General features: G+C 52.7%; 18 protein-coding genes. 8 read left to right on the top strand and 10 right to left on the bottom strand.

Translation table 11 applies throughout. The features are described from left to right. Positions 1–5 precede the first annotated feature (5 nt). The 3 genes from CNE01S_RS01040 to CNE01S_RS01030 are packed head-to-tail and all read left to right on the top strand — an operon-like array spanning position 6 to position 9,102. Positions 6–2,381, top strand: coding sequence for a hypothetical protein (locus CNE01S_RS01040; protein ID WP_061272408.1), 2,376 nt, complete (start codon positions 6–8; stop codon positions 2,379–2,381). Beyond that, on the top strand, positions 2,378–6,463 hold the full coding sequence (locus CNE01S_RS01035) for a contractile injection system tape measure protein (protein ID WP_061272407.1): 4,086 nt from the start codon (positions 2,378–2,380) through the stop codon (positions 6,461–6,463). The genes CNE01S_RS01040 and CNE01S_RS01035 overlap by 4 nt, the downstream gene beginning before the upstream one ends. Before the next feature lie 11 nt (positions 6,464–6,474). Next, positions 6,475–9,102, top strand: coding sequence for a hypothetical protein (locus CNE01S_RS01030; RefSeq protein ID WP_156479826.1), 2,628 nt, complete (start codon positions 6,475–6,477; stop codon positions 9,100–9,102). A gap of 90 nt (positions 9,103–9,192) precedes the next feature. On the opposite strand, the gene CNE01S_RS01025 is transcribed toward CNE01S_RS01030, so the two are convergent. From CNE01S_RS01025 to CNE01S_RS01015, 3 genes are all read right to left on the bottom strand, one after another. Next, positions 9,193–10,185 carry a hypothetical protein gene (locus tag CNE01S_RS01025; RefSeq protein WP_061272403.1) on the bottom strand — a complete coding sequence of 331 codons (993 nt, stop codon included), beginning with the start codon at positions 10,183–10,185 and terminating at the stop codon, positions 9,193–9,195. Between the two features lie 27 nt (positions 10,186–10,212). Further along, on the bottom strand, positions 10,213–10,659 hold the full coding sequence (locus CNE01S_RS01020; RefSeq protein ID WP_061272401.1) for an eCIS core domain-containing protein: 447 nt from the start codon (positions 10,657–10,659) through the stop codon (positions 10,213–10,215). Positions 10,660–10,735: 76 nt separating this feature from the next. After that, complete coding sequence (locus CNE01S_RS01015) at positions 10,736–12,109, bottom strand: ATP-binding protein (protein WP_061272400.1); 1,374 nt, start codon at positions 12,107–12,109, stop codon at positions 10,736–10,738. A gap of 385 nt (positions 12,110–12,494) precedes the next feature. Between CNE01S_RS01015 and CNE01S_RS01010 the strand changes: the two genes are divergently transcribed. The 3 genes from CNE01S_RS01010 to CNE01S_RS01000 are packed head-to-tail and all read left to right on the top strand — an operon-like array spanning position 12,495 to position 15,194. Further along, on the top strand, positions 12,495–13,166 hold the full coding sequence (locus tag CNE01S_RS01010) for an RraA family protein (protein ID WP_061272398.1): 672 nt from the start codon (positions 12,495–12,497) through the stop codon (positions 13,164–13,166). Between the two features lie 29 nt (positions 13,167–13,195). Beyond that, positions 13,196–13,852: an RraA family protein gene (locus tag CNE01S_RS01005; protein WP_217495795.1), complete on the top strand. Its 657-nt coding sequence runs from the start codon at positions 13,196–13,198 to the stop codon at positions 13,850–13,852. A gap of 10 nt (positions 13,853–13,862) precedes the next feature. Continuing rightward, the gene (locus tag CNE01S_RS01000; protein WP_061272396.1) at positions 13,863–15,194 is read left to right on the top strand and encodes an MFS transporter; all 1,332 of its coding nucleotides are present in this window, start codon (positions 13,863–13,865) and stop codon (positions 15,192–15,194) included. On the opposite strand, the gene CNE01S_RS00995 is transcribed toward CNE01S_RS01000, so the two are convergent. The 7 genes from CNE01S_RS00995 to CNE01S_RS00960 all read right to left on the bottom strand — a co-directional run bounded on the left by CNE01S_RS00995 (position 15,195) and on the right by CNE01S_RS00960 (position 23,602). Further along, positions 15,195–16,088, bottom strand: a complete 894-nt coding sequence (locus tag CNE01S_RS00995; RefSeq protein WP_061272394.1) for a LysR family transcriptional regulator — start codon at positions 16,086–16,088, stop codon at positions 15,195–15,197. It lies immediately after the preceding gene. A 132-nt stretch (positions 16,089–16,220) separates the two neighbouring features. Further along, a complete protein-coding gene (locus CNE01S_RS00990) occupies positions 16,221–17,609 on the bottom strand; it encodes a purine-cytosine permease family protein (RefSeq protein ID WP_169799392.1) in 1,389 nt (462 codons plus the stop codon). A 392-nt stretch (positions 17,610–18,001) separates the two neighbouring features. Next, complete coding sequence (locus CNE01S_RS00980; protein ID WP_061272388.1) at positions 18,002–18,403, bottom strand: DUF6515 family protein; 402 nt, start codon at positions 18,401–18,403, stop codon at positions 18,002–18,004. 205 nt (positions 18,404–18,608) lie between these two features. Continuing rightward, positions 18,609–19,244 (bottom strand): carbonic anhydrase, encoded by a 636-nt coding sequence (locus tag CNE01S_RS00975; protein WP_061272386.1) that lies wholly within the window; start codon positions 19,242–19,244, stop codon positions 18,609–18,611. Positions 19,245–19,390: 146 nt separating this feature from the next. Then, complete coding sequence (locus tag CNE01S_RS00970; RefSeq protein ID WP_061272384.1) at positions 19,391–20,269, bottom strand: cycle-inhibiting factor; 879 nt, start codon at positions 20,267–20,269, stop codon at positions 19,391–19,393. Between the two features lie 104 nt (positions 20,270–20,373). Next, positions 20,374–21,837 carry a hypothetical protein gene (locus tag CNE01S_RS00965; RefSeq protein ID WP_061272382.1) on the bottom strand — a complete coding sequence of 488 codons (1,464 nt, stop codon included), beginning with the start codon at positions 21,835–21,837 and terminating at the stop codon, positions 20,374–20,376. Between the two features lie 397 nt (positions 21,838–22,234). Further along, positions 22,235–23,602 carry a formimidoylglutamate deiminase gene (locus tag CNE01S_RS00960; RefSeq protein ID WP_061272380.1) on the bottom strand — a complete coding sequence of 456 codons (1,368 nt, stop codon included), beginning with the start codon at positions 23,600–23,602 and terminating at the stop codon, positions 22,235–22,237. Positions 23,603–23,709: 107 nt separating this feature from the next. Between CNE01S_RS00960 and hutC the strand changes: the two genes are divergently transcribed. Beyond that, the gene (gene hutC, locus CNE01S_RS00955; RefSeq protein ID WP_061272378.1) at positions 23,710–24,471 is read left to right on the top strand and encodes a histidine utilization transcriptional repressor HutC; all 762 of its coding nucleotides are present in this window, start codon (positions 23,710–23,712) and stop codon (positions 24,469–24,471) included. Continuing rightward, a complete protein-coding gene (locus CNE01S_RS00950; protein ID WP_061272376.1) occupies positions 24,468–25,022 on the top strand; it encodes a HutD/Ves family protein in 555 nt (184 codons plus the stop codon). The genes hutC and CNE01S_RS00950 overlap by 4 nt, the downstream gene beginning before the upstream one ends. Positions 25,023–25,032: the final 10 nt, after the last annotated feature.

The following is a 25,032-nucleotide window of genomic DNA, read 5'->3' as shown; positions in this document are numbered from 1 at the left end:
CACGCATGTCTGAGACTATTTCGAAAAAGCGCCATCACGATAATCCGAATAGTTTTGAACAGCTTTATCAGCTTGGCCTGACCTATATCCAACAGCTGAGTGGACATATCTGGACGGACTACAACACGCACGATCCGGGCATGACTATCCTGGAGCAGGTTTGCTACGCCCTGACAGATCTGATTTACCGCTGCGAATTTGATGTCGCAGACTATCTCAGCGAAACGTCCGGCAACATTGACTACCGCACGCATGGGTTAGCGTTGGCCCAGGACATCCTCCCGACCTACCCACAGCAGCCCGAAGAGTATGAAACCTGGCTATTAGCCCGGCTTCCCGAATTGGATAAAGTGTGGCTGCGCTGGCACGAAAATAAACCGCAGCTGGGAATTTACACGCTCAGCGCGCAGCTGAACCATTTTTATGCCTTAAGCCAGCAGCACGGCAGCGGTGATCACTCAATTTATGCCCAGCAGCATACCGCTATAGAGCGTATTCGCGGCGAATATTACCGCGTCCGCGCCGTTGGGGAAGATTTGTCCAGCATTGAATTAACCGGGCAAAATCCCCTGACGCTCAAGGCAACGCTTCACGTCAGCGATGACGTGACGGATGTCACCTGGCTTGCAGCCACGCTTTATCACCGCATCGGCCTCTGGCTTGAATCCATTACCCAACCCACGCCCGTTTCGGTCATTAAAGAATTCCTGCTTGCCGAAGGCGGCATTCAGCAAATCGACAGGCTTCAGTTCAGCCAATACAGTGACATCACGGGGAAAAGCGAGCCGGTAACGGTGGAGACCCTGGCCCCTTTTTCTTATTTGAAGATGCCGAAGCGCACCACCGGTTCGGGGATGGAAATAATCCAGTTTCAGCACCCGATTGAAATAGACTACGCCGATCTGGCAATTCAAATAGAGCAAATCCAGTACGAAAGGCGTGCGGCACAGCTCCACATCGCTAACCCGCCCACGTTGCCTACCGGGCGTTATTTTAATTTTCGGCGCTATGAATCTATTCAGACCTTGTTCCCCCGCAACTACCATTTAGCGCCCGGCATACCAAACCAGTACCTTGCGCAGCAGCAGGGGCAGCGGCATCAACTGCGCAGCTACCTGCTGTTGTTTGATCAGCTAATGGCAAATTTTTGCGATGATATTGCCGGACTAACTACGCTGTTCTCGCTCTCTTTAACCACGGAAAAGACCTACCACGCTCATCTGCTCCAGGATGACGAGTTTTATAATATCGCCCAGCATTATCCGCGAGACTCAGCCGCCCACCTGGAGCAGCTACGCGCTCAGTTGGATGATTACCCGGAGCGTAAAAACCGCATTTTTAATTATTTGCTTGCCCTTTATAGCGAGCGTTTCCCTGATTCATTGCATCGCCAGTTCAACCCTTATTATTCTGCCGGGGCGCTGGAAAAACAGCTCCTGAAATATAAACAAGATTTTATCCTGAATATCGTCACCATGACGAATGGCCGGGGCATTGGGGATAATTTACTGCTGCCCGAGCATCGCGGAGGCTACAGCCAGCGCCTAGCGCTCATGCTGGGGCTACTTCCGCACGCTGCGCCACCGCTGGGTTACAGGCACACCTTCGCTAAACATTCGCTGGATCTGGTGCCCGGCGAGCCCTGGTTCACCACCGGCCCGGGCAAAAATGCACTGTCGATACTGAATGCCGAAACCTTAACGCAGTTGCAGCCTTTAGCGGAAAACAAGTTAGAGGTGAGCGTCGATGAAGCGCTGGGGCATCAAATCCTGTCCGCCTTTGATCTCTTTGCGACACGAACGCTGCCTGACACGTTATTGCAGCTCGGCATTGATAACCGCAAATACCGCCTGCTCCACCGCCCGACACATAATGATTATCAGCTGTGGCTGAAAGTGGACATCACCGCCTCCGGGCAATGGCTTTGCCTTGCGAGTCACCCGGACTTGAAGACCCTCACCCACCTTTGCCATCACCTGCAACGCTGGCTAATTCAGCTGAACCAAAGCAGCGAGGGGCTTTATGTCGTTGAGCCTGTTTTATTGCGCGCCGGGGAAAATAACGCGGCGTGGGGTAATGAGGCGAACCGGGTAACCATTGTATTCCCAGGCTATACCGCCCGTTTTACTAATCTCATTTTCCGCGAGCAGGTTGCACAATTAATCATTGATAACAGCCCGGCACATCTACTGACAGAATGCCAATGGCTTGATTTTGATGAATTTAGTCAATTTGAAGCGCTGTATAACCGCTGGCGAAAAGCGAAGTCCAGCGCGCTGCAGCGCAGTGAAGATCAGCCCCAATGCGATGCTCTCGCTCAGCGGTTATCTCCGTTCATTCAACAGCCGCGGAGTAAAACTGATGAGGTGCGGGATCGATGAGCCAGCGGCACAGCATTCACCAGACCAGCATAGCATTTGACTTCATCCGGCTGGCAGACGCGGAAGCCTTTGAATCATGCGCTGCGCAATGGGTCGTTCAGCACCTCCTGCCCGTCATTGAAACGGTCTTCGACGAACTGTGCTCGCCGCATCAAACCCTGGTTATCGACACCTTAACGCTCGATCTCGGCGAATTCAGTTCAGCAACGTTTTACTCGCGGGCGCCAGAAAAGCTCAAGCAGTTGCTGCAGGAACAGATCCGTAACCAGCTTCGCCAGGCCATGCAGCTGGAGCCAGTGCCCTTAAAAAGCGCCAAAAATCCTGCAGTGGACGAGCCACAACTCGCCACGTTGCTCAGCGCACGGCAACAGCGCTGGAACCAGCTATGGCAATTTCTCAGTACCGGCATTTTGCCCTGGTCAATGCCTGTCGAGCGGTCGCTGGAGGCGCTCGGTTTAGCCGCCGGGCTGGCGGAGTACACCGTACAGTTTAACGATGAACTTCATCGATCCAGCCGGCCGGGGGCGATTCTACACCGCGTGGTTGAGCAATTGCCCGCGACCTGCCTGGCGGCCCTGTTCTCGTCCCTGGCCCCGGCACATCAATGGCAAATAATGTCGCTTTTATTAACCCGGCCTGACCGCAATAAGGGCGAATTGCCCGGCCTGCTGGCACAGGCCTGGTACGCCCGTTTCACGCACTTACTGGCCCGGCACAATCTGGCGTCTCTTCGCCTCAGCTGGCAAAAACTCATTCCCCAGTTTGCACCGCAGCTTATTGAAGCCCTTTATCAGCGCCATACCGACAGCCAACTTCCGGGGGTGTTGCTTCGGGATCTCACGCAAGCCGACCGCATGCTGCTGCTCAGCGTCTTAACGCCACAGGAATACCCCTTCTTAGCGGCCGTGCTGCAGGCACCGAAGCTGTGGCAAATGAAAATCCCCGCCGACAGCACCCGTGCCATAACAGAAGCACCTACGGGGGACTTCAGGGCGATCTTGCCTGAATCAAAGCTCCAGCAGCACTTGTGGCTTTTCACGCTCCATTATCTGCTCGTTGACCGCGGCAGCGTATTTAACCGCCAGAGCTATATGTCAGGCCTGGTTGTCCGGATGGCCAGCGCACAAAATCAGTCCGTAGACACGCTGCTGGCGTCATTGATTTCTGCCGTAGACAACACCGCCATCGACAGCACATTGCGGGCGCAGTTACTGGACTTGCTTCTTACGCTACAGCTGTCTGCCACGTCCGCTACATTTTCATCGGCATCGACGATGCCCGAAATCGCTGAAGCCCCTGCCATGCCTGATGACGAAAGCAGCTCACTTAGCGGTGAATCCCCATTGAACGACCTGACTGAACTGGTCATTGCGCTTTGTTCAGGCCAGGAGACTCAGCTCATCCAGTTCTGGCCAACCAACCGGCCAGCGTTCGCCGCTTTATTGCGCTGGTGTGGTCAGCTTGATGCGGTACGCCGCCACTGGGCTGAAACCTACCCTGAAAAAACATTGCTGGCGCTGGTCGATGTGCTGGCGCCGCGCGCCGCGTTTTTTATCCAAACGCTGCTGGCAGAAAAGCCCCTGTTTAGCGCCTTTACCTCCGCCGCCCGCACTGAACGCACGGCGCACATTCACCTGTGGCAATTCACTTTCGCATTTTTGATTGTGGAGACCCGCAGTGCATTTAACAGAAGAAGCTATCTCCGCTATTTACTCCAGCAGATGGCCGCTCAGGGGAATATCGCCTATGCCGATCTCCTGGACGATATGCTAAGCCACGTCGCCGGTAGAGGAGGGTTTTCACCTTCTGCTACCGCCCTGGCTACGCTATTGGCGGGGCTGGCCCAAACTTCTCGCCCGGCGCAGCCTGAAGAAATCAGTCTGGGGTATACGTCATCGCTACCCCCCTCGCGGCTAAACGCATTTTCGCCAGCGCAACTCAACGACATCGGAGAGATCGTTCTCACGCTGCAAAACGCTAATTTAAGCCAGTGGAATCACCACATTGAGCCGTGGCAGCGTCATTACGGCAAGCAGTTACAGCCGATCATCCGCGATACCGGCCTGAACGCTTCCACAATAAAACGCTGGGTCAGCCATTTTGATGATCCCGCCTTATTTACCCTGACGACTATTATCAATCCGTACGCGAAAGAGACAGTGCGGGGCATCCTTAACGAAGAAAATATCATAGAGAAGGCGATTCGCCGGGCACCGGGCGCGATCGCCCCGACCAATACCCGGCATGCGCTATGGGAGCTGACGCTACATTATTTGCTCAGCCGCAGAGGCAGCGAATTCAACCAATACCAGTATTTACTCAACCTCACCGGGCAACTTTCTGCCCGCTACCAGGTAAAGACGGAAATATTAATTCAGGAATGGTTAAGCCTGAGCGACAGCGGTTTTCTCTGGCGACAACAGTTGCTTGAGCTTGTCGGACACCAGACAGAGATCCCCGCCACGGGGCCTCAATTGCTGAATAATATTCAGTCTGCCTCTCAACCGCCGGGAATAAGCCCTGCTCAGCACACCCTTTTGCACCGCTATATCTCAATCAACGCCTCTGCGGTGGCGACTCAGCTGCAACGCTGGGATCCTCCTCAACTTGAGCGGCTTGTACGCCTGATGCAGCCGCAGGTAAATGAACGTGTCATTGCGCTGCTGCCGGTTCTGCTTGCCATCGTGCGGCGGTTTACCCTGGCGCCGCACTGGTTTTACCAACTGCTGCTCAGCGGTGATTGCCCGGCCACCCCGGAAAAATGGTTCCGGCGGTTGATGCAGCAAATCAACCGGCAGGGGACGTCGCCATCCTCAGGCCGCTATCTGCAATTGCGACAGCTCGTGCTCAACAGCCAGGACATTAAGTTCTCCCGGGCCGATCGCGAACGTTGGCTCTATAGCATCACGCCAGAAGAAGCGCTGCTGACGGAGATACAGTCCTGGTTTGAGGGGAAAGCCCGCGTGCCGGAACAAACGTTATTCACCAGCCTGATACAAACCCCGTCAGGACGAGATTATTTACGTCGCTCCCTGGCCAACCCACGCTATTTGCAGCGCTGGCTCGAGGAGCTGACACCGGCCACGCATCAGGCGCTATTGTTCCCACGCTTCAACCACGCCACGCTCGCCCTGCTGGATCTGCGGCATGCCTTTTGCCAACTCCTGGCGGCCCCAAAACAGGGGGAATACCTGTTCTGGCAAACACTTTATCGTCAACACTGGCTCAAAGGCATAACGCTGACCAGCCGCCAGTTGATGCCTGCGCTGCTCATTGAGCTAAATCAGGCGTGGCTGGCCCACACGAACGCGGCGCCAACGCCCCAAAATGCCCCGCTAACCGGGTTAACCACGCGATTGCTGCCGTTGATCGTTTCTGCATCATTGCAAAAAGCATTAACGCAAATGACACATTTGCCCGTCCCCCGCCAACCGCAGGTTCAGCCGTGGACGGCACAATTGCACCACCAGCGGCCGGAAATCAAACAGCTCATTGAGGCCATAGAAATGCCGAATAAAACAGTCAGCCCTGAAGAGGGAACGCCCTGGAAAAAAAGGCAGGATGACGAGGACGCCAGTAGCGATCCCGTCACGCTATTCAATGCGGGCCTGGTCATCGCGTCGACCTATATTCCGATGCTCTTTCAACGTTTAGCCCTGACCGACGGGCAGAAGTTTGTCAGTCGCGAGGCTCAGCATCAGGCGTTGTTCTGCCTGTTGTGGATGAGCCATCGCACCGACAGCGCGCCTGAATATCAGCTTCTGCTGAATAAAGTCCTGTGCGGCATTGAGCCTTCCACGCCAATTCCACAACATATTCCGTTACCCGACGGGGCCGAATCCCTGATCGAAGGTTTGCTCACGGCGATCATTGCCCACTGGAAAGTGCTGGGGAACACCTCAATCAGCGGGCTGCAGACCACCTTTATTCAGCGTGAAGGCTTACTGACTTTCACGCCCCAACACTGGCAACTGAATGTCATCCCTGGCACGTTTGACATGCTCCTCGACCAGTTGCCCTGGCGTTTTCAGACCATCAAATACCCATGGATGGACAAACCTCTGTTTGTTTCATGGCGCTAAGGACGAAAACAATGACAAATCCTGCATTCAGTTTGTTATCACTTATGCGTAACGCCTCTGTCCGTATCGCCAGGCAAATGGCTCGCGGATTACTGTGCGGTGGCCTGCTAGCCTGCATAGCGCTGCCGGGGTACGCGGCGCAAAACAGCGAAGCTGGCCAGGCTCAGGCGATTAAGCCGTGTAGCAAACAGTTAACCTGGAGTGATAAACGCACGCTGGGGAAAGAGATACAAACGCAACTGGCGTCTATTTATCAGGCCAACGCCGCTTTTCAGGCCCAGCTAAATAAAGGCGGCAAGCCGCTGAATGACGGCATTGTCGGCCCCACCACTCGTTACTGGATGGATTACTTCTGCGGTGAATTTATGTTCACGCCGCCGGAATCTGACAGCGATCCGCATCAGGTTTACGTCGACGCATTGATGATCGCGTTAAGTCGCGCCGCCGAACGTAATATGCTCTACCCCACCTGGCGCACGGCGATAACGCCCCCGGAATTGCTGACCTTCACCCCGGCGGAGATTGAGCTAAAACTCGGTCGCAATGCATCCGGTAAAGAGAAAGGCGCGGACAAGTCAACATCGACCTCGACGGTTTTGCCAGACCGGCCCGACAGCGATACCACGCCCTATTACTATCAGTTGACCAAAAAAGATTTCGCCAGCCTGGCGCTACGCCAGACCGTGCTGGCAACCTTTGCAAAGTTAGAAAAACAGCAGTTCGACCAGCGCAGCCAGCTTTATAATCAGCTTAGCGAGTTATTTACCCAACTGAATATCCCCCTTACGCCGCCGCTGAATATCGAAAGCTTGATTGACGCGTACACCATAGAAACGACGCACCCGAGCACCAGCGCAACCACAAGTACTAGCACCAGCACCAGCACCAGCACCAGCACCAGCACCAGCACCAACGCTACCCCGCCCGCGAAACCCGAAGGCAATGAAACTGAGGCCAATACTGAAAATGCCGACGATAAAAATACGGATGTCCCGGATTCGTCCACACAGGTGACGGAAACCAGCACCCAAAGCGATACGCAAACCACGGCCCCGCAGGTCGTCTGGCAGTTGAACGCTGAAGCGCTGAACCAAACCATTCAGGAGTTGGGGATCACCGCCCTGTCTAAAGAGGTGCTAAAAACCCTGGCACCGCTACAGGATGAGGTTTTCCCCAGCCTTTATTTGTTCCAGATGGCAGTGAACATATCCGGTATTTCACCCGCCAGCCTGGAGGATAAAGGCGTCTACGCCTTAGCAAGAAAAAGCGGAATTAGTCCGATACATGCCGTCCCGATGCAGTGGGATGCGCCACCGGGCTGCGGCTGCCAGGACAGCGCCAAATCGATATTCAGCGTCGGTACTTTTTATGGTTTCTACCCGTACTGGCAGCACCTTGAGAAAGGACAAACGATTGATTTCAGCCGCTTAGATCGTATCGGCTATATCGGTGCGGTGATGAAGCCTGAAGGAAGCGGCAGTGCGCTGGTGCTGCCGCAAAACTGGCAAGTCACGCCAGCCTTTAGCCAGTTTATTCAAACCACGCACCGCTACCGTACCCAGCTTGATCTGGTGGTCACCACGCCGAGAGATCTGTCCCGGGAGCAACTGACTGCGCTCTTTACTGATGAGATGGTTAAACGCCTGGTGGCATCCGTCACCGCTCCGATGGACAAGTATTTTATTAATAATGTGCAGCAGTGGATAAGCCTTGGCCTCGAAGACGTGCTCCCGATGGCGGACGGTATTACCTTTGATATCGATCTTTCGGTGCTAAATACGCCGGACAGCCAGCAGGCATTTTTTGCCTTCCTGCAGAAGCTCAAAATCGCCCTGCGCCAAAGTTACCAGCATGGCCGGAGCAGCAGCGACGTCGATTATCCTGCCGCAAACAGCGACCGATATTTCGTGAATGTGATTGTTCCCGCGAAAGATATCGTGACGCTTAAAGATAACTTTTATAGCTTCAACAATCTCGACACCTTATCCAGACAGACCAATCTGGCGATCGTCCGGCCGGGTAACCCGGATAAGGTCGATGATGCTAACGATGAGGTCGCGCAAATAAAAGACCTGCAGAAATGGCTCAGCAATCAGCCTAACCAGGCCGAAGTGTTGCGGGTGTATAAGCAACTGGTGCCAGTGTTGATTACCGAAGATAATCGGGATCAGCCACAGCTCCTGACCCAACTGGTCAATCTTTCCAGCTGGAACTTGTTGGGGGCTGCCTACTGGCCGTTGCCGCTAAGCGACGCCAACGAAGCGCTGATTGATAAAACATTCTTCCTGCCCTCCCCGGAATATCCGCCGCCGCTCAATCACGTGGTAAACAATATCAATACCCTGTTGAACTGGGTGTGCGTGAATCGCTGGGAATTGAGAGCGGGCCTGTTTGTGTCGTTTATGTTTATTCTTGTGTTCCTGATTATCTGCATTTGGTCCTTCCCGCTCAGGAAGCATTTAAGCAGCATCCCGTTTGTAGCTCTGGTCGCACTCTCCATTTGCGGGCTGACGCTGGTATTCGTCGCCGATCCACTGTTCCAGGATTATAAAGTACCGATTTTAGTCGTTACCGTACTGACGATCGGTTGGATACTCTTTGTGGTCAGGATGGTGCGAAGGGACGGGGATAAGCCATAGGGGATGATTTTTGGAAAGGGGATAATAAATGGAAGTATTATCCCCTCATGTCTAACGCAACGCATGCCAACAATAATGATCTCGACATATTTACAAACTTGACATCTCTGAAGAAACCAACTTGGAAAATTTACTACAATGGTGGCCAATTCTTTCTATTATTTCATTCCATTTTTCTCGGTCTGTATCATACAGATCTTTCTTATTAAGCTCTCGTTCAAATTCAACCTTCAAGTTTATAATTTTTTCAATAGCAAAGGTACACTCATCTTTAGTTAAGGTGCTCGAATATCCTTTGTGCGTAAGTTCTTTCCCTTTACTAAGTTCTTTACGGTTTGTGTTTTTTAAGTTCACCGTTTGTGCAGTCTCTTGCATGGCAATTAATGTATATTCTGTGGCGGTATCAAAATCTCCTTTTTCGATGAATTGTTTTATTATGTTAAGTTGAGCATGATAATAATCCTTTCCAATAAAAGTATCTGTCGCTCTATCATGCTGATTTTCTACTGAGGGTATACTTCCGATTTTACCTACTGCAGTAAGAAAATGATCTGAACCATGCAATAAAAGTTCATGGGTAAGGGTATGTTCTAATTGATGAGGAGTATTAGCATGTGCTAGATTTAAAATTATCTCAACATTACCACTTCCTTTATTTGAAGTAACACCAAGCCATTTCTCACCCTCATCATTAATTAATTTAAATGTGACGGTGTAAATTTTATGCTCCCCCATCTCTTTAACTATTGGTATATTTTTTTGATAACTGACCAATGCTTTCATCAAACGCTTATTTAAACCTGCGTACACAAACTTTCCCTGAATTACATTCTGCGATTCATCATCTACTAACCCATGCTTACTCTTTAAATGATAACCCCCTGAATCAGAGATATATTCTTTTTTTAAAACAGGCTGATTAAATGAATCATCATTTTGCGTACTTGTTTTTTTAAGTCTCAGATTTTCAATTCGATTATCCACAAGTCCAAAACCTTGCTTTCCATCACTTTTTTTCTGTGCAACCGAATGAAGAACCGCTCTGCTGTTATTTTCTTTCAGCTTCTCTGTATGTTTATACATAGCTCAGACCTTTTGAAAGTTAATACCCTATTTCCCCCGCAGCGCCTTAGCCCCCAGCACATCGGCTTCATGCTCCAGCCCGGGATTATCATTCACCGCCATACCGGCCACCGTTGTTGTGGGAGACACGCGCCCCTGCGCCTGCTGGACAACATGTCCCAGCTCATGCGGCAGGTGTTTTTCCTGGCCCGAGGCCAGATGTATATTGCTGCCCTGCGCATAGGCATGGGCCTGCACGGCGGCGGGTTTGGCGGAGTTGTAGTGCACCCGGACGTGGTCCAGACTCATGCCGCTAAGATTTTCCATCCCGCTTTTTAAATTGTCCGGCAGCCCGGTTTTATTCGCCTGCCGTTGCACGGTTTCAGGGCGGTTATCTTCTATGGTCTCTGCATGATTTTCTTTGCGCTGCGAGGCCGATGAGGCATGCACCGCCCGCAGGGTAGCCTGCTGCCCATTCGCCTGTCTGGAAAACATAACAACCCCCTACTTTTGCTCAAACGATAAAACTGATAAACCCCCAGGCAATAACGCCCGTGGATTAGCGCAACCTTTACTCAAAAAAGAGTTTGTTGTCTTTCCGGAACTCCTGACGAATGCTGGCGATGATATCGGCCTGATTCACCGTCCGCGCGCCACGCTGGATGGCCGTTAAGGCGCACTGGCGCAGCACATTGATGATTTGCCCGCCGGCCACTTCATACTTGTCGGCGATCTCCGGCAAATTGACATCCTCAGCCAGTTCACAGGCGCCGTTAAAGGCGTTTTGCCACAGCTGCAGGCGTTCCTGCGGACCGGGAATGGTAAACTGCACCATGCTTTGAAAGCGGCGGGTAAAGGCTTCATCCATATTGGTTTTGAGGTTGGTGGCAATGATCACCGTGCCGGGAAAATCCTCGATTTTTTGCAGCAAATACCCCGTCAGCTGGTTGGCATGCCGGTCATTGGATGAACTCACCTCGGAGCGTTTACCAAACAGCGCATCCCCTTCGTCAAAAAACAGGATCCACTCTTTGTAGCTGGCGGCTTCAAACACGCGGGATAAGTTCTTCTCCGTTTCACCAATGTACTTTGACACCACCATAGAAAGATCCACGCGATAGACATCCCGTTTTGTGGCCTTGCCCAGCAGCGCCGCCGTCAGCGTTTTCCCCGTCCCCGGCGGGCCAAAGAATACCGCCCGGTAACCCGGTTTGACCTTTTTATCCAGCTGCCACTCCTTCATCAGCGTGCGGCCATGCCTGAGCCAGGCATGCAGCTCTTCCACCTGCGCCATTACGTCGCTATCCAGCACCAGGTCTTGCCATTCCAGCGGCGACTCCAGCAAATGCGCAGGGAAGCTGGCGCTCAACTCCGGGCGCAGCCGCTCGCCGGTCGTAAAATAGTGCAGCCACTCTTCGTTGAGTCGATAAATACCAGCCCATTTTGGGACGCCATCATCAACGGGTAATAGCTCGGTCACCTGCTCGGCCATCAAGCGATGTTTATTGGAAAGAAGCGCATGGGTATAGATTCGCCAGTCGGGATCGTTGGCGCTAATCAGAAAGTTGAGCGTTTGCCCGGTGGGAATAAAACCGCTAAAGGCTTTATCGCTGACGCCGCCAAATTCGGTAAAAGGCCGGTCGATAAGGCTGTTCAGGCCGAAGAAAATATCCAGGGTATCGGGCTTTACGCCCGGGGACATAGCAAGCACAAGCGCCAGGCGTTCAAACACAGATAATTGCCAGTCGATCACCAGATCAGCATAAGGTGTGCCTTTGACTAATTCCGGGGGCGAAATATCTGACCAATGGCGTTCGTGCCCTTCTTGCTTGAGATAGCTGCAAATAACCTGATTAATCACCAGCGACAGCCACGCCATCTCACGCCAGAGCACGATGACATTATCCGCCGGTGAATGATTGTCGACATCAGCTTGTTGAGGCATGGCACATCCTTGAATAAGGGTGCATCAGGATCAAGTCTGTTTTTAGGTCAAAAAACACGCAACGCAATGAGTATAGCAGGCTTCTCATGTTGGTTAATTTTTATATGCCATGAATAAAACCTCTCAGTCAGGGAACAAAAACGTCCGTAAAAAGAGCCGGTTTTATCGCCGCCAGAGAATATTTATTTTGATTTCCATCGCAAAAATCGCGCCTGACGCCATGACACACAAGAAATTATTTATCTTTTTATTCAGTCAGTTATAAATGACCAGCGGAGAATCAGTACAAACATCAACCACATTCATTTTTTTTGAACTTAGCGTCATTTTCACCCAATTGTCGCCTGAATCCCGATGAGAAATCATGGGTAAAAAGGAGACACCGATGACACATACCACGCTCACCCTCGCCGTCGAAAAAGCCCGGCAGTTAACCACCCCGGAAATTTCAGATGCGCTGGATTACTTCTCGCTGCCTGGTTCACTGCTCGGCATTAAACACATTGCAGGCAAACAAACCCTGGCCGGACTGGCCTGGACAGTGCGCTATGTCGCACTCGATAACGACGCCCCTGGCACCGTCGGCGATTTTATCGATCGGGTTAACGCCGGAGATGTTGTCGTGATTGATAACGCCGGTCGCCAGGATTGTACCGTCTGGGGCGGTATTTTAAGCCAGCTTGCTGCCCAAAAAGGCATTGCCGGCACCGTCATTAACGGCGTTTGTCGTGACACCGCCGAAGCCAACGAGGCCGCCTATCCACTCTTTGCCGTCGGTCGCTATATGCGCACCGGCAAGGATCGCGTTCAGGTTGGTGCCGTCTGCGAGCCGGTTTCAATCAGTGGCGTTTTGATTAAACAAGGCGATCTTGTCGTAGCCGATATTGACGGTGTGGTCATTGTTCCGCAGAAACATATTGAGGCCGTGGTCGACCGGGCTTTGTCTATGCAGAAAATCGAACGTGAAATTATTAATGACGCCCTCAAAGGCATGACGCTCTCCGAAGCACGTAAAAAACATCATTATCACCAGCTGCAACGCAACCCCAATAAATAAACCTCATTTGCCTGAAACCGGAGTATTCAATGATGAATAACGCTGTTCTTTTGTCTACCGAAACCATTTCGCTATTAAAAAAACTGGGGGCCGCCACGGTTTATGAAGCTCAGGGGGCATTTGGCGCCCTGGATTCTGGAATAAAACCTCTCAGCCCGGACATGAAAATGGTGGGGCCCGCCTTCACCCTTGATATGCGCCCCGGCGACAATCTGCTGCTCCATTACGCGCTGCTGCACGCGAATCCCGGTGATGTGCTGGTCGTTGATTGCAAAGGCTTTATGGAAGCTGGCGTCTGGGGTGATGTGCTCACCACACAGGCGATGACGCTTGAGCTGGCCGGTATCCTGGTTAACGGCGCGGTGCGTGACGCGCAAACCATCATCGACCTGCAGTTTCCGACGTTTGCTCGCGGCTTGTCGATTAAAGGCACCAGCAAACTTCAACCCGGCGAGATCAACGTCCCCGTCGCTATTGGCGGCTGCGTTATCCACCCCGGCGATATTGTGATAGGCGATCGAGATGGCGTGGTAATTGTCCCTCCCGCCACGCTGGAAATAGCCATTGCACACTCTATTGCCCGGGAAGAAAAAGAAACCTCAATTAAAAACGCAATTAAAAATGGCGCCACCACAGCCGAATTAATGCACCTCGCCGAAACATTCCGGCGCTTTCATTTAGAGTGAGGAAAAAATAATGAGTACACCTTTGGAACTGGCTTCAACTCACTCACAATCGACCCATCACCGCTGGTGGGTCGCAGCCCTCTTTTTTTTAATCTATACCGTGGCCGCAGCTGACCGGGCGAATCTGGGGGTCGCCCTCCCGTTTATCCGTGAACAATTCGCTATGACCAATGCCGAGGCTGGTGGCCTTGCCAGCCTGTTTCTTGTCGCCTATGCGCTGGTGCAGCTTCCTTCAGCCTGGTTAATCTCTCGTTTTGGCGTGCGAAAAGTGTTTAGCATTGCGATGATTTTCACCTCTATGGCAACGGCCTTAACTGGCATGGTTGGCTCTATTGTACAATTGAAAATCTGTCGAATACTGTTGGGCGTTGCGGAAGGCCCGCTGCCAATAGGCGTAACCTCAACCATTAACAACTGGTTCCCTTCGCGCGAAAAGGGCATCGCATCAGGTATTTTTCTCTCATCAATCAAGCTCGGCCCGGTACTCACACCCATTATTGGCTCGCTGATTATTACCCTGTGGGGATGGAAAGAGATTTTTATTTTCTTTGCGCTTCCGGGCCTGCTGCTGCCACTGCTTTGGTATTTTTTTGTGACCGATAAGCCGGAAAACTCTCGCTTTTCAAATCAGGCAGAGGTTGATTTGATTAATGAAAGAGCAACGACCCTGACGTCTGATCAGGCGCCTGACAGTTACAAAAAAATAGCGTTTCTGGATACATTGATTCGCGTCAGGCCGGTCAACATGCTCGAGAAAACCCGGCAGATTTATCGCTCCTGGAACGTATGGGGATGCAGTCTTGGCTATTGTTTTCAGCTCGGTATCTCAAGCCTGCTGCTGGCGTGGATCCCCACTTATTTGCTGACTGAAAAACAGCTGTCGGTGGTGGGAATGGGGTTTGTCGCCGCAGCGCCTTGGGTGGGTGCGGTATTAGGTAATCTTTTTGGCGGTTGGCTTTCTGATAAAGTCCTGGGAAAACGCCGAAAACCCGGCATGCTGATCTCGGCTATTTCGACCTCGCTCATGATGCTTGCCCTGATCTCTATTCCAGCGAACCCGGTCATTTGTGCCTTGCTACTTTTCCTCACCGGCTTGCTGCTTAGTATTGGTTTTTCAGCTTATATGGTTTACCCGATGTCGTTTATTGCCAGGAAGAATTTCCCGACAGCCAATGCCATCGTGAATATGGGCGGACAGCTGGGCGGTGCCGCGACGCCGTTTATTGGGGGATTGCTGCTTGATCATTACGGCTGGAATGCGGTGTTTTTATTTATGTCAGCAATTTCTATTCTGACCTTTATTATTGTGCTGACTATCGAAGAACCGATTCAAAACGCCTGATTAAGCCGCAATGCTTTTTAATATTTCAATAAATGCATGAATATGAGTACCGCTGCTGTCTGGATTGCTGATAGCGTAAATATAGCTATTAACTTTAAAATCTTCGATGGGAAGATAAATAACATCCTGACGATTTTCAGGAATGGCTGACTTGCCAACTAACGTCACGCCTAAGCCTGCACCTACCAGCGCCAGTGCGGTATGAATTTCAATTGCCCGATGTGAAATAACAGGCATACATTGCTGTGCAGCAAAATAGTTCAGTATTTTTTGGGAAAAACCACTTCGCTCATCTTTGGGGTAACTGATAAAGGGAGAACGGCAGAAATCTTGTAACGTTAAAAAACTCTTCTGCGCAAGATAATGGTCGCGATGAATCGCCGCGAATAAAGGATCAACCAAAATAAGATGATGATTCAAACTTTTTGGTACAATACAGTCGCCTTCAAACTCTCGCGTAATACCAATATCAATGGTTTGATTAAGCACCCTCTCTGGCTGGTACTCCGATAACACCTCGGTCAAATTAAGCGTGACATGGCTGTGTGTTGCCGAGAAAAGCTTAATGGCCTCCGGTAACAGGTTAACCATAACCGAACGTGGAAAACCAATGTTCAATACGGTATCGGCAAGGCTAACAAATGCCCGCGTATCACTCTGCAATTTATGAAAGTCATTAAGCAATTTCTGGGCGCGTGGATAAAAAAAGTGCCCCAGCTTAGTCAAAGACATTGGGCGGGAACTTCGGTTCAACAACTCTCCGCCCAACTCCTGCTCCAGCGCCACCAGCTGCATGCTGATCGCCGTGGGGGCGATAAACAGCTGCTTTGCGGCCGCGCTGGCGCTGCCTGACTCCACGACGTGGCAGAAATAACTCAATTGCTTAATGTTCATAGCGTCATCCTGCCCGGGTAAGCATCAATCAAAAGTTGAGAGAATTTGTTCGTCGGTTTTCACCAGCCTAACAAATTTCCGACAAGCAGTGGTCTTCTCTTTCCCCGGGCAACCCAGTTTTTTAACGCAGCATCAGCGAGCCGAACTATTAGGGAAAACCGTCTCCGCCGGCAGAGCACGTTTATCGAGGCGATGCAGACCATAATAGAGAATGGCCGTACCAAACCAGCCGATGATCCAAGACACATCGTTGCCGTCGAAGAGCCACGTCAGCGAACCGTGAAACAGTGGGTTCTCAATAAAAGGCAGCTGAATCAGAACCCCAACAACATAAACGCCAATGCCAAACAGGTTCCAGCGACCATAGCGTTTATCGGCGTCAAACAGCGCGGGAATATCAACAGCTCGGGACGAAATAAAGAAGTAATCGGTCAGGCTAATAGCGCTCCACGGTACAAAGAAGGCCAACAGGAACAGCAGGAAATGGGTGAAGTGTTTCAGGAACGCCGGTTCGCTCAGCAGTGCAATGATGCACGACGCCGCCACCATGAGCACCACAAACAGAATACGGTTCTTCTTGCTTAGGGTCACCTGCTTACGGAATCCGGACACAATGGTGGTCAGCGACATAAAGCTGCCGTAGGCGTTCAACGTGGTAAAAGTGATTTTGCCGAAGCAGATAGCAAAATAAATCAGCATCGCCATGGTTTCGGTTTTGCCCAGCCCCACAATATAGCTGACTTCGTGGCCGGAAAAGGCGCTCCCGGCAATCGCGGCGGTGATAACGCCCAACGTCATCGAAGCCTGAGTCCCCAGCACGGTGCCGCTAAACACCGAGAAAAACACCTTAGGGGCAGACACGTCTCGCGGCAGGTAGCGCGAATAATCGGAAACATAAGGACAAAACGCAATTTGCCAGGAAGAAGACAGCGACACCGCCAGCAAAAACATCGGCATGGAGAAATGATTATTTTGCAGGATGGCTGTGAGATCGGTGTTGAACAGCAGCGACCCAAACAGCCAGGCAAAAGCCAACACGCCGACAATACTGGCGACCTTCCCGAGCTTATGGATCACGCGATAGCCGAGCACGGCAATAACGATGATAATGGCGCTGAACAGGATCATCCCGCTGACATCGCTGATGGACAGCAAATGCGCCATCGCCTGCCCCGCCAGTACGGTGCCGCTGGCAGAAAACCCGATATACATGATGCACACCAGCACCAGAGGAATGACCGCCCCGTAAACACCAAACTGCGCCCGGGAGATGATCATCTGCGGCAGGCCAAGACGCGGTCCCTGCAAAGCGTGGAAGGACATGATCGATGCCCCCAGAATTTGCCCCACAAACAGACCCACCAGCGACCAGACGACATCGCCGCCCAGCACAACGGCCAGCGCGCCGGTGACAATCGCGGTGATCTGTAAATTGCCGCCGAACCAAAGGGTAAACTGGCTAAACGGATGCCCGTGGCGTTCCCCGTCCGGGATGTAATCGATAGATCGGGTCTCGCTCAGCCGAGAGCCCTTTTTTGACTGTTCTTCTGTGGATGAAAAGGAAGACATAACGACCTCGCTAAACCTGATTAAACACCGGAAAACCCGTCACACATCAAATGACCACTCATGTATATACAAGCAAAAAATGCAAACCACACCCTGCTGATAATGAATTTGCGAACTAAGTTGTAGATTTTATGTAACCAAATTGATGTGCATATGTACCAATATGAAAAACTGATGGTTACCGGGCGCGGACAGGCCAGCCTGAAAATTGTTGGGAGGTTAACGTTGAGGGAAAGTGGAAAATTCAGACGTAAATTTATGCCAAAAGAAACCCACGCTGACGGTGGGTTTCCTGCATTGCTGCCTGCTAACCTGCGTCAGCCGCGGGCGGGTTAAAGTCGGCGCTACAGCCCGGCGGGACGCGGCACTTCAAAATAGTTACCGTTAATATCCTTCTGGTAATAGCTGCCGTTACGCACGTAATAACGCTTGCCGTTGTAATCCAGAACGCTGATGCCGGCACCCGGGCTTGACGGCGTTTCAACCCGAATGTACTCCGCGCCCTGACGCTGGTAATAAATACCGTTGACCACGTAATAGGTCAGCCCGCCGACGATAATGGCCGTTGCCAGCCCCGGCAGCACAGTCAGACGCGGCCCTGGATAGAAGTAATGCGGCCCGGCGTAATAACGAGGACCAGACCAGAATCCCGGCCCATGACCGAACCAGGGGCCGGGGCGTGCCTGCGCCAGCGACGGCACGACAATCAGCGCAGACATTGCCAAAACATACAGAGACTTTTTCATCTTAAACACTCCTGACCTGCGGCTGAACGCGAGCTTTGGCCCGCTTTATGTCGATTATAATCCCGCCGCCTCAGGCTTTTCCGTACAGGGAAAGTAAATTCGCGAAATCTCCACAATCCCGCTTCTGACGTCTTTATTTATCCATAGATGTAAAAAATCCACGCAAAGCGTGGATTTTATTGTCTGCAAGAACTTCTGCGTGAGTTTATTCGAAACAAACGTCAGGATTATCCGCGAGGGAGATAAACGTCTTGCTGTTTTTATCCAGGGTGCGAATTTCACCGCTTTCGATATCGTAAACCCAGCCGTGCAGGCGCAGGCCATTGTTACGCAGCCCTACCGCGACGGAAGGATGCGTTTTAATGTTGTTCAGCTGTGCGATAACGTTTTCTTCTACCATGGCGTTGACCTTGTCGGTCTCGTTATCCCAGGTTTTCTTTTCGACTACCGCTTTTGCCGCATCGGAATAGTGCAGCCAGTGGGCCACCGCAGGCATCGGATCCAGGCACTGGCAGGAGGCGATAGCCTTCATCGCGCCGCAGTTAGAGTGCCCGCAAATCACAATATCGGTTACGCCAAGGGCAACGACCGCGTACTCGATGGTCGCAGAAACGCCGCCCGGCTCGGGGCCGAAAGAAGGCACGATATTGCCGGCATTACGAATAACGAAGAGCTGCCCCGGTTCTTGCTGAGTCACCAGCTCCGGCACCAGGCGGCTGTCGGAACAGGAAATAAAAAGCGCTTTAGGATTTTGGCTGGACGCCAGGCTGCGAAAGAGTTCTTTACGCTGCGGAAAAATCTCTTTCTGGAAGTTAAGAAAACCTTCGATGATATGTTGCATAGCACGTTCTCTTGTTCTGTAGTGACCCCGACATGATAGAGATCACATTGAGTTAGTCCAGCCCCAACGCCGCTTTTTCTCTGCCGACAAACCGGAATAAATCCACATCAACCGTGGATTTATTCCCTGCTTCCGGCGGCAAATACTTAGCCACATCGGGCTTTAATCGCCGTGACGTTTCGCTCAAGATTCGCCGGATCGTATTCCGCTAACTGAAAATTAAAACCTTGATTTCTCTTTAAATCCAGACGTTCCGGGCGCAGCATATTCGGGTTACTGTCAACGTCGAACAGCTTAGCAATATGCCCCGGATCGATTCGCCCCTGCGCCATGTTCATAAAATGCGTGTTGATATCGTTCAGCGAAACCGGGTGCGAAGCTTTCTTGCTCATCCAGTCATCAAGACGCAGGGGACGGGTTGCGCCGTCGCCTAAATCCGACTGATACAGAAACGCATCGCGTCGTGGTTTTGCGCTTGCCGGCAGATCAATCACGTAGGCATGGCCCATGCCTGCGTCATTCACACGCAAAATAAAATGTTTGTGAGCGGGTAAATTGGCAAGCTGTTGCTGAAGCTGAGGTAACGACATCGTACGCCCGTGTTCAAAAGCGTAGCTGAAATGGTCGGTGTCGAGGAAAAGCTTCATCACGTTATTCGCCGTGACGCCGCAAACAGGCTCGTTAATGCGCTTGCTGCTGCCCAGCATCGCCTCAACTTCGTGCTTAGGCATTCCCCACTCTCTGGCCGTATTTGAAATATTATCGTCTATCGCTTTCAGCAGCGCCGATGGGCTTTTATGGTGAATCGGCACCGAATTGTCATCGCTGTTAAGCAGCACGTTGGCTCTCAGATTTTTGCCGCTTAGCTTCGCAAAATCCTGCACCAGGCGGGTGGACGGGTTATTCACGCTACGGGACGAAGAAGCCGTAGCCGACGTTCTCGCAGTGCGGCTCGACTGGCCACTTTGTGCCTGCAGGCGAGGATCGGACTGTGTCGGACGGAAAGTATTAAGGATATTTCTCATCGGAGGGTATTCCACTCGTTGGGTAATTGAGGCTGAGTGGCAGCGTTGGCGCGCAGGTTCCCCGGCAGAGGTAAAAAACCCACGCCGAAGCGTGGGTGACAGGATTATTTCAAATTCAGAGGATTGGTCGATTTCAGGCTGATATTGTCGGCCAGCAGATTGACCTTCTTCGTCTCTTCCTTATCAAACGGGGTACGTTTCTCATCGGTCAAACGCGCCGCAACGTAAGTCTGAACGTATTCGGCGTTGTGGGTTGCACGGCTGGTTTCCACGCTCGCCAGATTGCCCTTTTTGAACTCCAGCGCGGTCTGGGTGGTCGTTTCTTCACTGATCACATGATAAGTGTAGTTTTGCGACGATTTCAGTCCCTTGAGATCCAGCTTCTCACCGGGGAGCAGCGACTCATGATAGCTGGCCTTGAGGCTCGCCCTCGTGTTCTGAACCAGTTTACTCAGGTCACCCCGGCTGTCGGTGCTGGCCTGGGTCGTCTGGCTAAAGTCGTAGGAAAAACTGTCGTTTTCCTCAGACTTATAAGGGTTAGATGCCACGTCCGCCTGCTTGAAGGACGCGGTAAAGTCCGCCAGTCCGCTCAAGTAAGAGCGAGCCTTATCCTCCGCAGAAACCGTAATAGTTTGCTGAATCCCGCTGGTTTTCGCCTCGTTTGAGCCGTAATCGCTGTTCAGCGCATGGAAGGCACTTTTAAACAGGGCAAGCTGGGCTTTGTTGGCGTGGCCTCGAGAACCGGCCCCGTCCAGCTGTTTCTCATAGGCGGAGAGCGCCTGGGCCTGCTGGCTTTTGCTGCCCAATGTTCCCGGGGCGCTGAGATCCGTGGTCAGGTTAAACGTGGCGTCGGCATCTTTATAACTTAACGCACGCTGAGTGCTGTCGCTCTGGAAGCTGAGGGACTGGATTGAGCTGCCGGCCTGGCTGACATCGGTGTTCAGCTCCACGGACTTGAACAGCTTGCTGTCAACGTTGAGCAATCCACCGATTTTTAACGCCGGAGGCTGCTGCGCCAGGCCATCAAGCGCATTCTGGAAACCCTCCGCCAGGCCCGAGATCGCCGCCACGTCATCGTCGGTCAGGTCGCCGCCGCTGGTCTGAACTTCCGCGACCAGGCCTTCAGACTGCCGGGATAAGGAAATGCTGACCTTAACGCCGCTCTGCGTCTCGATATTCAGCGCGACCGCGCTGTCTTTGTCCTGAGTGACATCGCCATCTGCGGCTGCGGCCGCAGGCGAGGCTACCGCAAGAGAGAAGCCTTTCGGGTTATCTTTCAGCGCCAACAGAAGCTCTTTGCCCAGCCCCTGGAACGAAACAGAAGCCGGTTGCGAAAGCGTTGCCCCCATCAGCATGGATAAATTGCTGTTGCCAGCGGGAGTATTCGCCCGAAGCTTCTGGGCGCCGAAAGAGTAAACTGCGCTGATGCTGTCGCTCGCCCCGCTGAGGGTGACGCGCGTTGAGGCCTGGATCGCCGGGGTGGGTACCACCGGAGCTTTTACCTTTGCCGTAATATTTGCCCCCATCAAGGGAACAGAAAAGCCAATGCTGCCAATCGGACCTGTCATTTAATTCATCCCATTATGTTGGTCTGCAGTAAATATCGGCCAGACAGGCGTTAACTTGAGTAAAAAACACGCCCACGGATAAACGTGCCTCACGCAGCGTATAGCCGCCATCGCAATGAAAGTTACTGCCGGTAATGCTCTGATTATCCAGAAGAAAAAACGCTATTGCGGCCTATTCATCTACGTGTCCCGGGCGGCCATTTAACGCCGGACTGTTCCAAAATTGGCAGGCTGGTTCGGGCACTTCAGCCGGGCGGTTACGCCAGAACCGCCGACCAAAATGGCATAACGCGCCTGGGTTATGATTTTATCCTCGTGGACTTGCAGGCCAGTACGAATAAAACCCGAAAGCCCCGAGGCGGATAGCTCAATAGCGGATATGCGTTTTCACCGCGTCTTAACGCGTTAGCTGTTTCAACACCTGGGCGAAACCGGCTTTGATCTCCGCGTCTTTCTCATGCTGCCCTTCGCGTATCACCCATTTCCCGCTGGTCATCACCTCTTTTATTGGGTTAGAAGAGCAGGCAAAAATCCAGCGGTTCAATAGTTCGCTGTCTTTCGCCGTCGCCAGGAACGGATCGTCGCCGTCCAGCACCAGCCAGTCGGCTCTTGCCCCCACGGCCAGCTCGCCAATGTTTTGCCCCAGCGCCATGCGCCCACCGCGCAGCGCCCCCTGATAAAGCACGTTGCCGACATAAGGCTCCGTCTCAAGGTGAAGCAAATTACGGCGGCGGTTATTCAGCCGCTGGCCGTATTCAAACCAGCGCAAATCCTCGCTGACGCTAACGCTGATATGGCTGTCGGAGCCAATCCCCCAGTTGCCGCCCTGCTGCAAAAACGCCTGGCCGGGGAAAATACCGTCCCCGAGATTCGCTTCGGTCGTCAAACACAACCCGGCAACCGCGCCAGAATCTGCAATAAGACGAGTTTCACTTTCGGTGATGTGGGTGGCATGAATCAGGCACCAGCGCTCATCAACGGGCATATTTTCATACAGCCATTCGACGGGACGCAGCCCGGACCAGGCAAGGCAGTCCGCCACCTCTTTCTGCTGTTCGGAGATATGAATATGCACCGGTTGAGGCTGCGGCTGACTTTCCAGCACGATGCGTATTTGTTCCGGCGTAACGGCACGCAATGAATGGAAACACAGCCCTGCGCGCTGCATCGGTTCCGGGGCAAGCGCCGTGGCAATGCTGTCGTACAGTTTCAGGTAGCTGTCAGTGTCATTAATAAAGCGGCGTTGCCCAACTGAGGCAGGCTGGCCCCCAAAGCCAGAGTGCGTATACAGCACCGGGAGCAGCGTCAGGCCAATGCCGACACTTTTTGCTGCCTGAGCGACGCGCAGCGCCAGTTCCGCAGGCTGCGCATAGGCCTTACCGTCAACATCGTGGTGCAAATAGTGAAACTCGGCGACCGAGGTATAGCCGGCTTTTAACATTTCGATATACAGGTAACTGGCGATAGTCTCCAGCTGCTCCGGGGTGATTTTGCCCACCAGCCGATACATCAGGTCACGCCATGTCCAGAAGCTGTCCACCGGGTCGCCAACCACTTCGGTCAGCCCGGCCATCGCCCGCTGAAAAGCGTGTGAATGCAGGTTTGGCATGCCCGGCACGACAATCCCGTCGAGCCGGATATCGTCGGCCCCCGGCACGCTGTTGCATTCCAGGGAACAGATCACTCCCTGCGACGAAACGCCCAGTTTGACATTTTCCGCCCAGCCCTGCGGCAGAAGCGCTTTTGCCGCGAAATATACCGTCATATCAGCACCCCGGTTTGATGTTAATCAATTGTATATACATGCATGTATATATACATCCAAATAGGGGTAGAGTAAACTTTAAAGGATACCCGGGCGAGGAATGATGAATGGCACAAAACGACGTATATAAAGCAGCGGCAGAGACCGAAAATCTGGACCAGCCGGCCCCTTTTTATGAAAGAGTCAAAATCATTATTAAGACCAATATTCATAGCGGGCTGTGGCCGGTGAATTACCGCGTGCCATCGGAAAGCGAGCTGGTAAATCAGTTTGGCTACAGCCGCATGACCATCAACCGCGCGCTGCGCGAGCTGACCGCCGAAGGCCTGCTGGTGCGCATGCAGGGTATCGGGACCTTCGTGGCCGAGGTTCGTGGCCAATCCGCGCTGCTGGAAATTAACAACATTGCCGACGAAATCGCCAGCCGCGGCCACCGCCATCACGCCCGCGTGCTGGAACTAACTCAGGTCTATGCCGACGCACAGCAGGCGATGGCCTTCAATTTACCTAAAGGCAGCCGCCTGTTCCATTCGCTGATTTGCCACTACGAAAACGGCGTGCCGGTGATGCTGGAAGACCGCCTGGTGAACTCGCTTATCGTGCCGGATTACTTCCAGCAGGATTTCACCCGCATCACGCCCAACGCCTATCTTTCGTCCATCGCGCCTATCGTTGAAGGTGAGCATATTATTGAGGCGGTGAACGTGCCTCGCGAAGAATGCGCGTATCTCGAAATCGACGAACACACGCCCTGCCTGCAGGTTAATCGCCGTACCTGGACCGGGCGGCAGAACAAAAAAATCGTCACCAGCGTGCGCCTGGTTTACCCCGGCTCGCGCTACCGCCTCGAAGGAAGCATGCATAAATGATCCAGCTTCTGCCGTATGAGCAATGCCCGGAAATGCTCTGGAAAAACGGCCAGGGCGTCACACGGGAGATCTACCGCAGCCCGGCCACGGATGACTACGCCTGGCGTATTTCGGTGGCGACCATCCGCCAGGACGGCCCCTTCTCTCTTTTTTCAGGCTACCTGCGCAACATCAGCGTGCTGGAAGGCGAAGGCATGTATCTCACCGTCGACGGTGAGCAAAGCGCGCTTATTCCGCCGTTTCAGGCAACGGATTTTAGCGGCGACAGCGAAGTCAGCTGTGCGATTGTCGGCGGACCGCTGCTGGACTTTAACGTCATCTATAAGGCAGACACCATACAAGCCACGGTAAGCTGGCTGCGGGAGGGCACCTGGACGCACCAGCAGGGTACACAGCTGCTGTTTAATGCCGGTGGCACTCTGGAGATTGACGTCAACGGCGTACGCCAGATTTTACAGCACTACGACAGCCTGTTGATTAGCACCCCGGCTGCGGTCAGCGTGCTTTCCGCGGCCCCTTCCCTTTTTGCTCGCGTTATCCTTACAGCGTAAAAAAACCGGC

Origin of the sequence: Cedecea neteri NBRC 105707 = ATCC 33855, assembly GCF_001571265.1 — a bacterium.
Lineage (GTDB): Bacteria > Pseudomonadota > Gammaproteobacteria > Enterobacterales > Enterobacteriaceae > Cedecea > Cedecea neteri.
The sequence above is the reverse complement of the archived record's forward strand: the minus strand, read 5'-3'. Positions and strand labels throughout refer to the sequence as shown.

Coding starts and splice junctions, on each gene's coding strand:
- CNE01S_RS01040 (WP_061272408.1), top strand. CDS start 6: ATGTCTGAGACTATTTCGAAAAAGCGCCATCACGATAATCCGAATAGT.
- CNE01S_RS01035 (WP_061272407.1), top strand. CDS start 2,378: ATGAGCCAGCGGCACAGCATTCACCAGACCAGCATAGCATTTGACTTC.
- CNE01S_RS01030 (WP_156479826.1), top strand. CDS start 6,475: ATGACAAATCCTGCATTCAGTTTGTTATCACTTATGCGTAACGCCTCT.
- CNE01S_RS01025 (WP_061272403.1), bottom strand. CDS start 10,185: ATGTATAAACATACAGAGAAGCTGAAAGAAAATAACAGCAGAGCGGTT.
- CNE01S_RS01020 (WP_061272401.1), bottom strand. CDS start 10,659: ATGTTTTCCAGACAGGCGAATGGGCAGCAGGCTACCCTGCGGGCGGTG.
- CNE01S_RS01015 (WP_061272400.1), bottom strand. CDS start 12,109: ATGCCTCAACAAGCTGATGTCGACAATCATTCACCGGCGGATAATGTC.
- CNE01S_RS01010 (WP_061272398.1), top strand. CDS start 12,495: ATGACACATACCACGCTCACCCTCGCCGTCGAAAAAGCCCGGCAGTTA.
- CNE01S_RS01005 (WP_217495795.1), top strand. CDS start 13,196: ATGATGAATAACGCTGTTCTTTTGTCTACCGAAACCATTTCGCTATTA.
- CNE01S_RS01000 (WP_061272396.1), top strand. CDS start 13,863: ATGAGTACACCTTTGGAACTGGCTTCAACTCACTCACAATCGACCCAT.
- CNE01S_RS00995 (WP_061272394.1), bottom strand. CDS start 16,088: ATGAACATTAAGCAATTGAGTTATTTCTGCCACGTCGTGGAGTCAGGC.
- CNE01S_RS00980 (WP_061272388.1), bottom strand. CDS start 18,403: ATGAAAAAGTCTCTGTATGTTTTGGCAATGTCTGCGCTGATTGTCGTG.
- CNE01S_RS00975 (WP_061272386.1), bottom strand. CDS start 19,244: ATGCAACATATCATCGAAGGTTTTCTTAACTTCCAGAAAGAGATTTTT.
- CNE01S_RS00970 (WP_061272384.1), bottom strand. CDS start 20,269: ATGAGAAATATCCTTAATACTTTCCGTCCGACACAGTCCGATCCTCGC.
- CNE01S_RS00965 (WP_061272382.1), bottom strand. CDS start 21,837: ATGACAGGTCCGATTGGCAGCATTGGCTTTTCTGTTCCCTTGATGGGG.
- CNE01S_RS00960 (WP_061272380.1), bottom strand. CDS start 23,602: ATGACGGTATATTTCGCGGCAAAAGCGCTTCTGCCGCAGGGCTGGGCG.
- hutC (WP_061272378.1), top strand. CDS start 23,710: ATGGCACAAAACGACGTATATAAAGCAGCGGCAGAGACCGAAAATCTG.
- CNE01S_RS00950 (WP_061272376.1), top strand. CDS start 24,468: ATGATCCAGCTTCTGCCGTATGAGCAATGCCCGGAAATGCTCTGGAAA.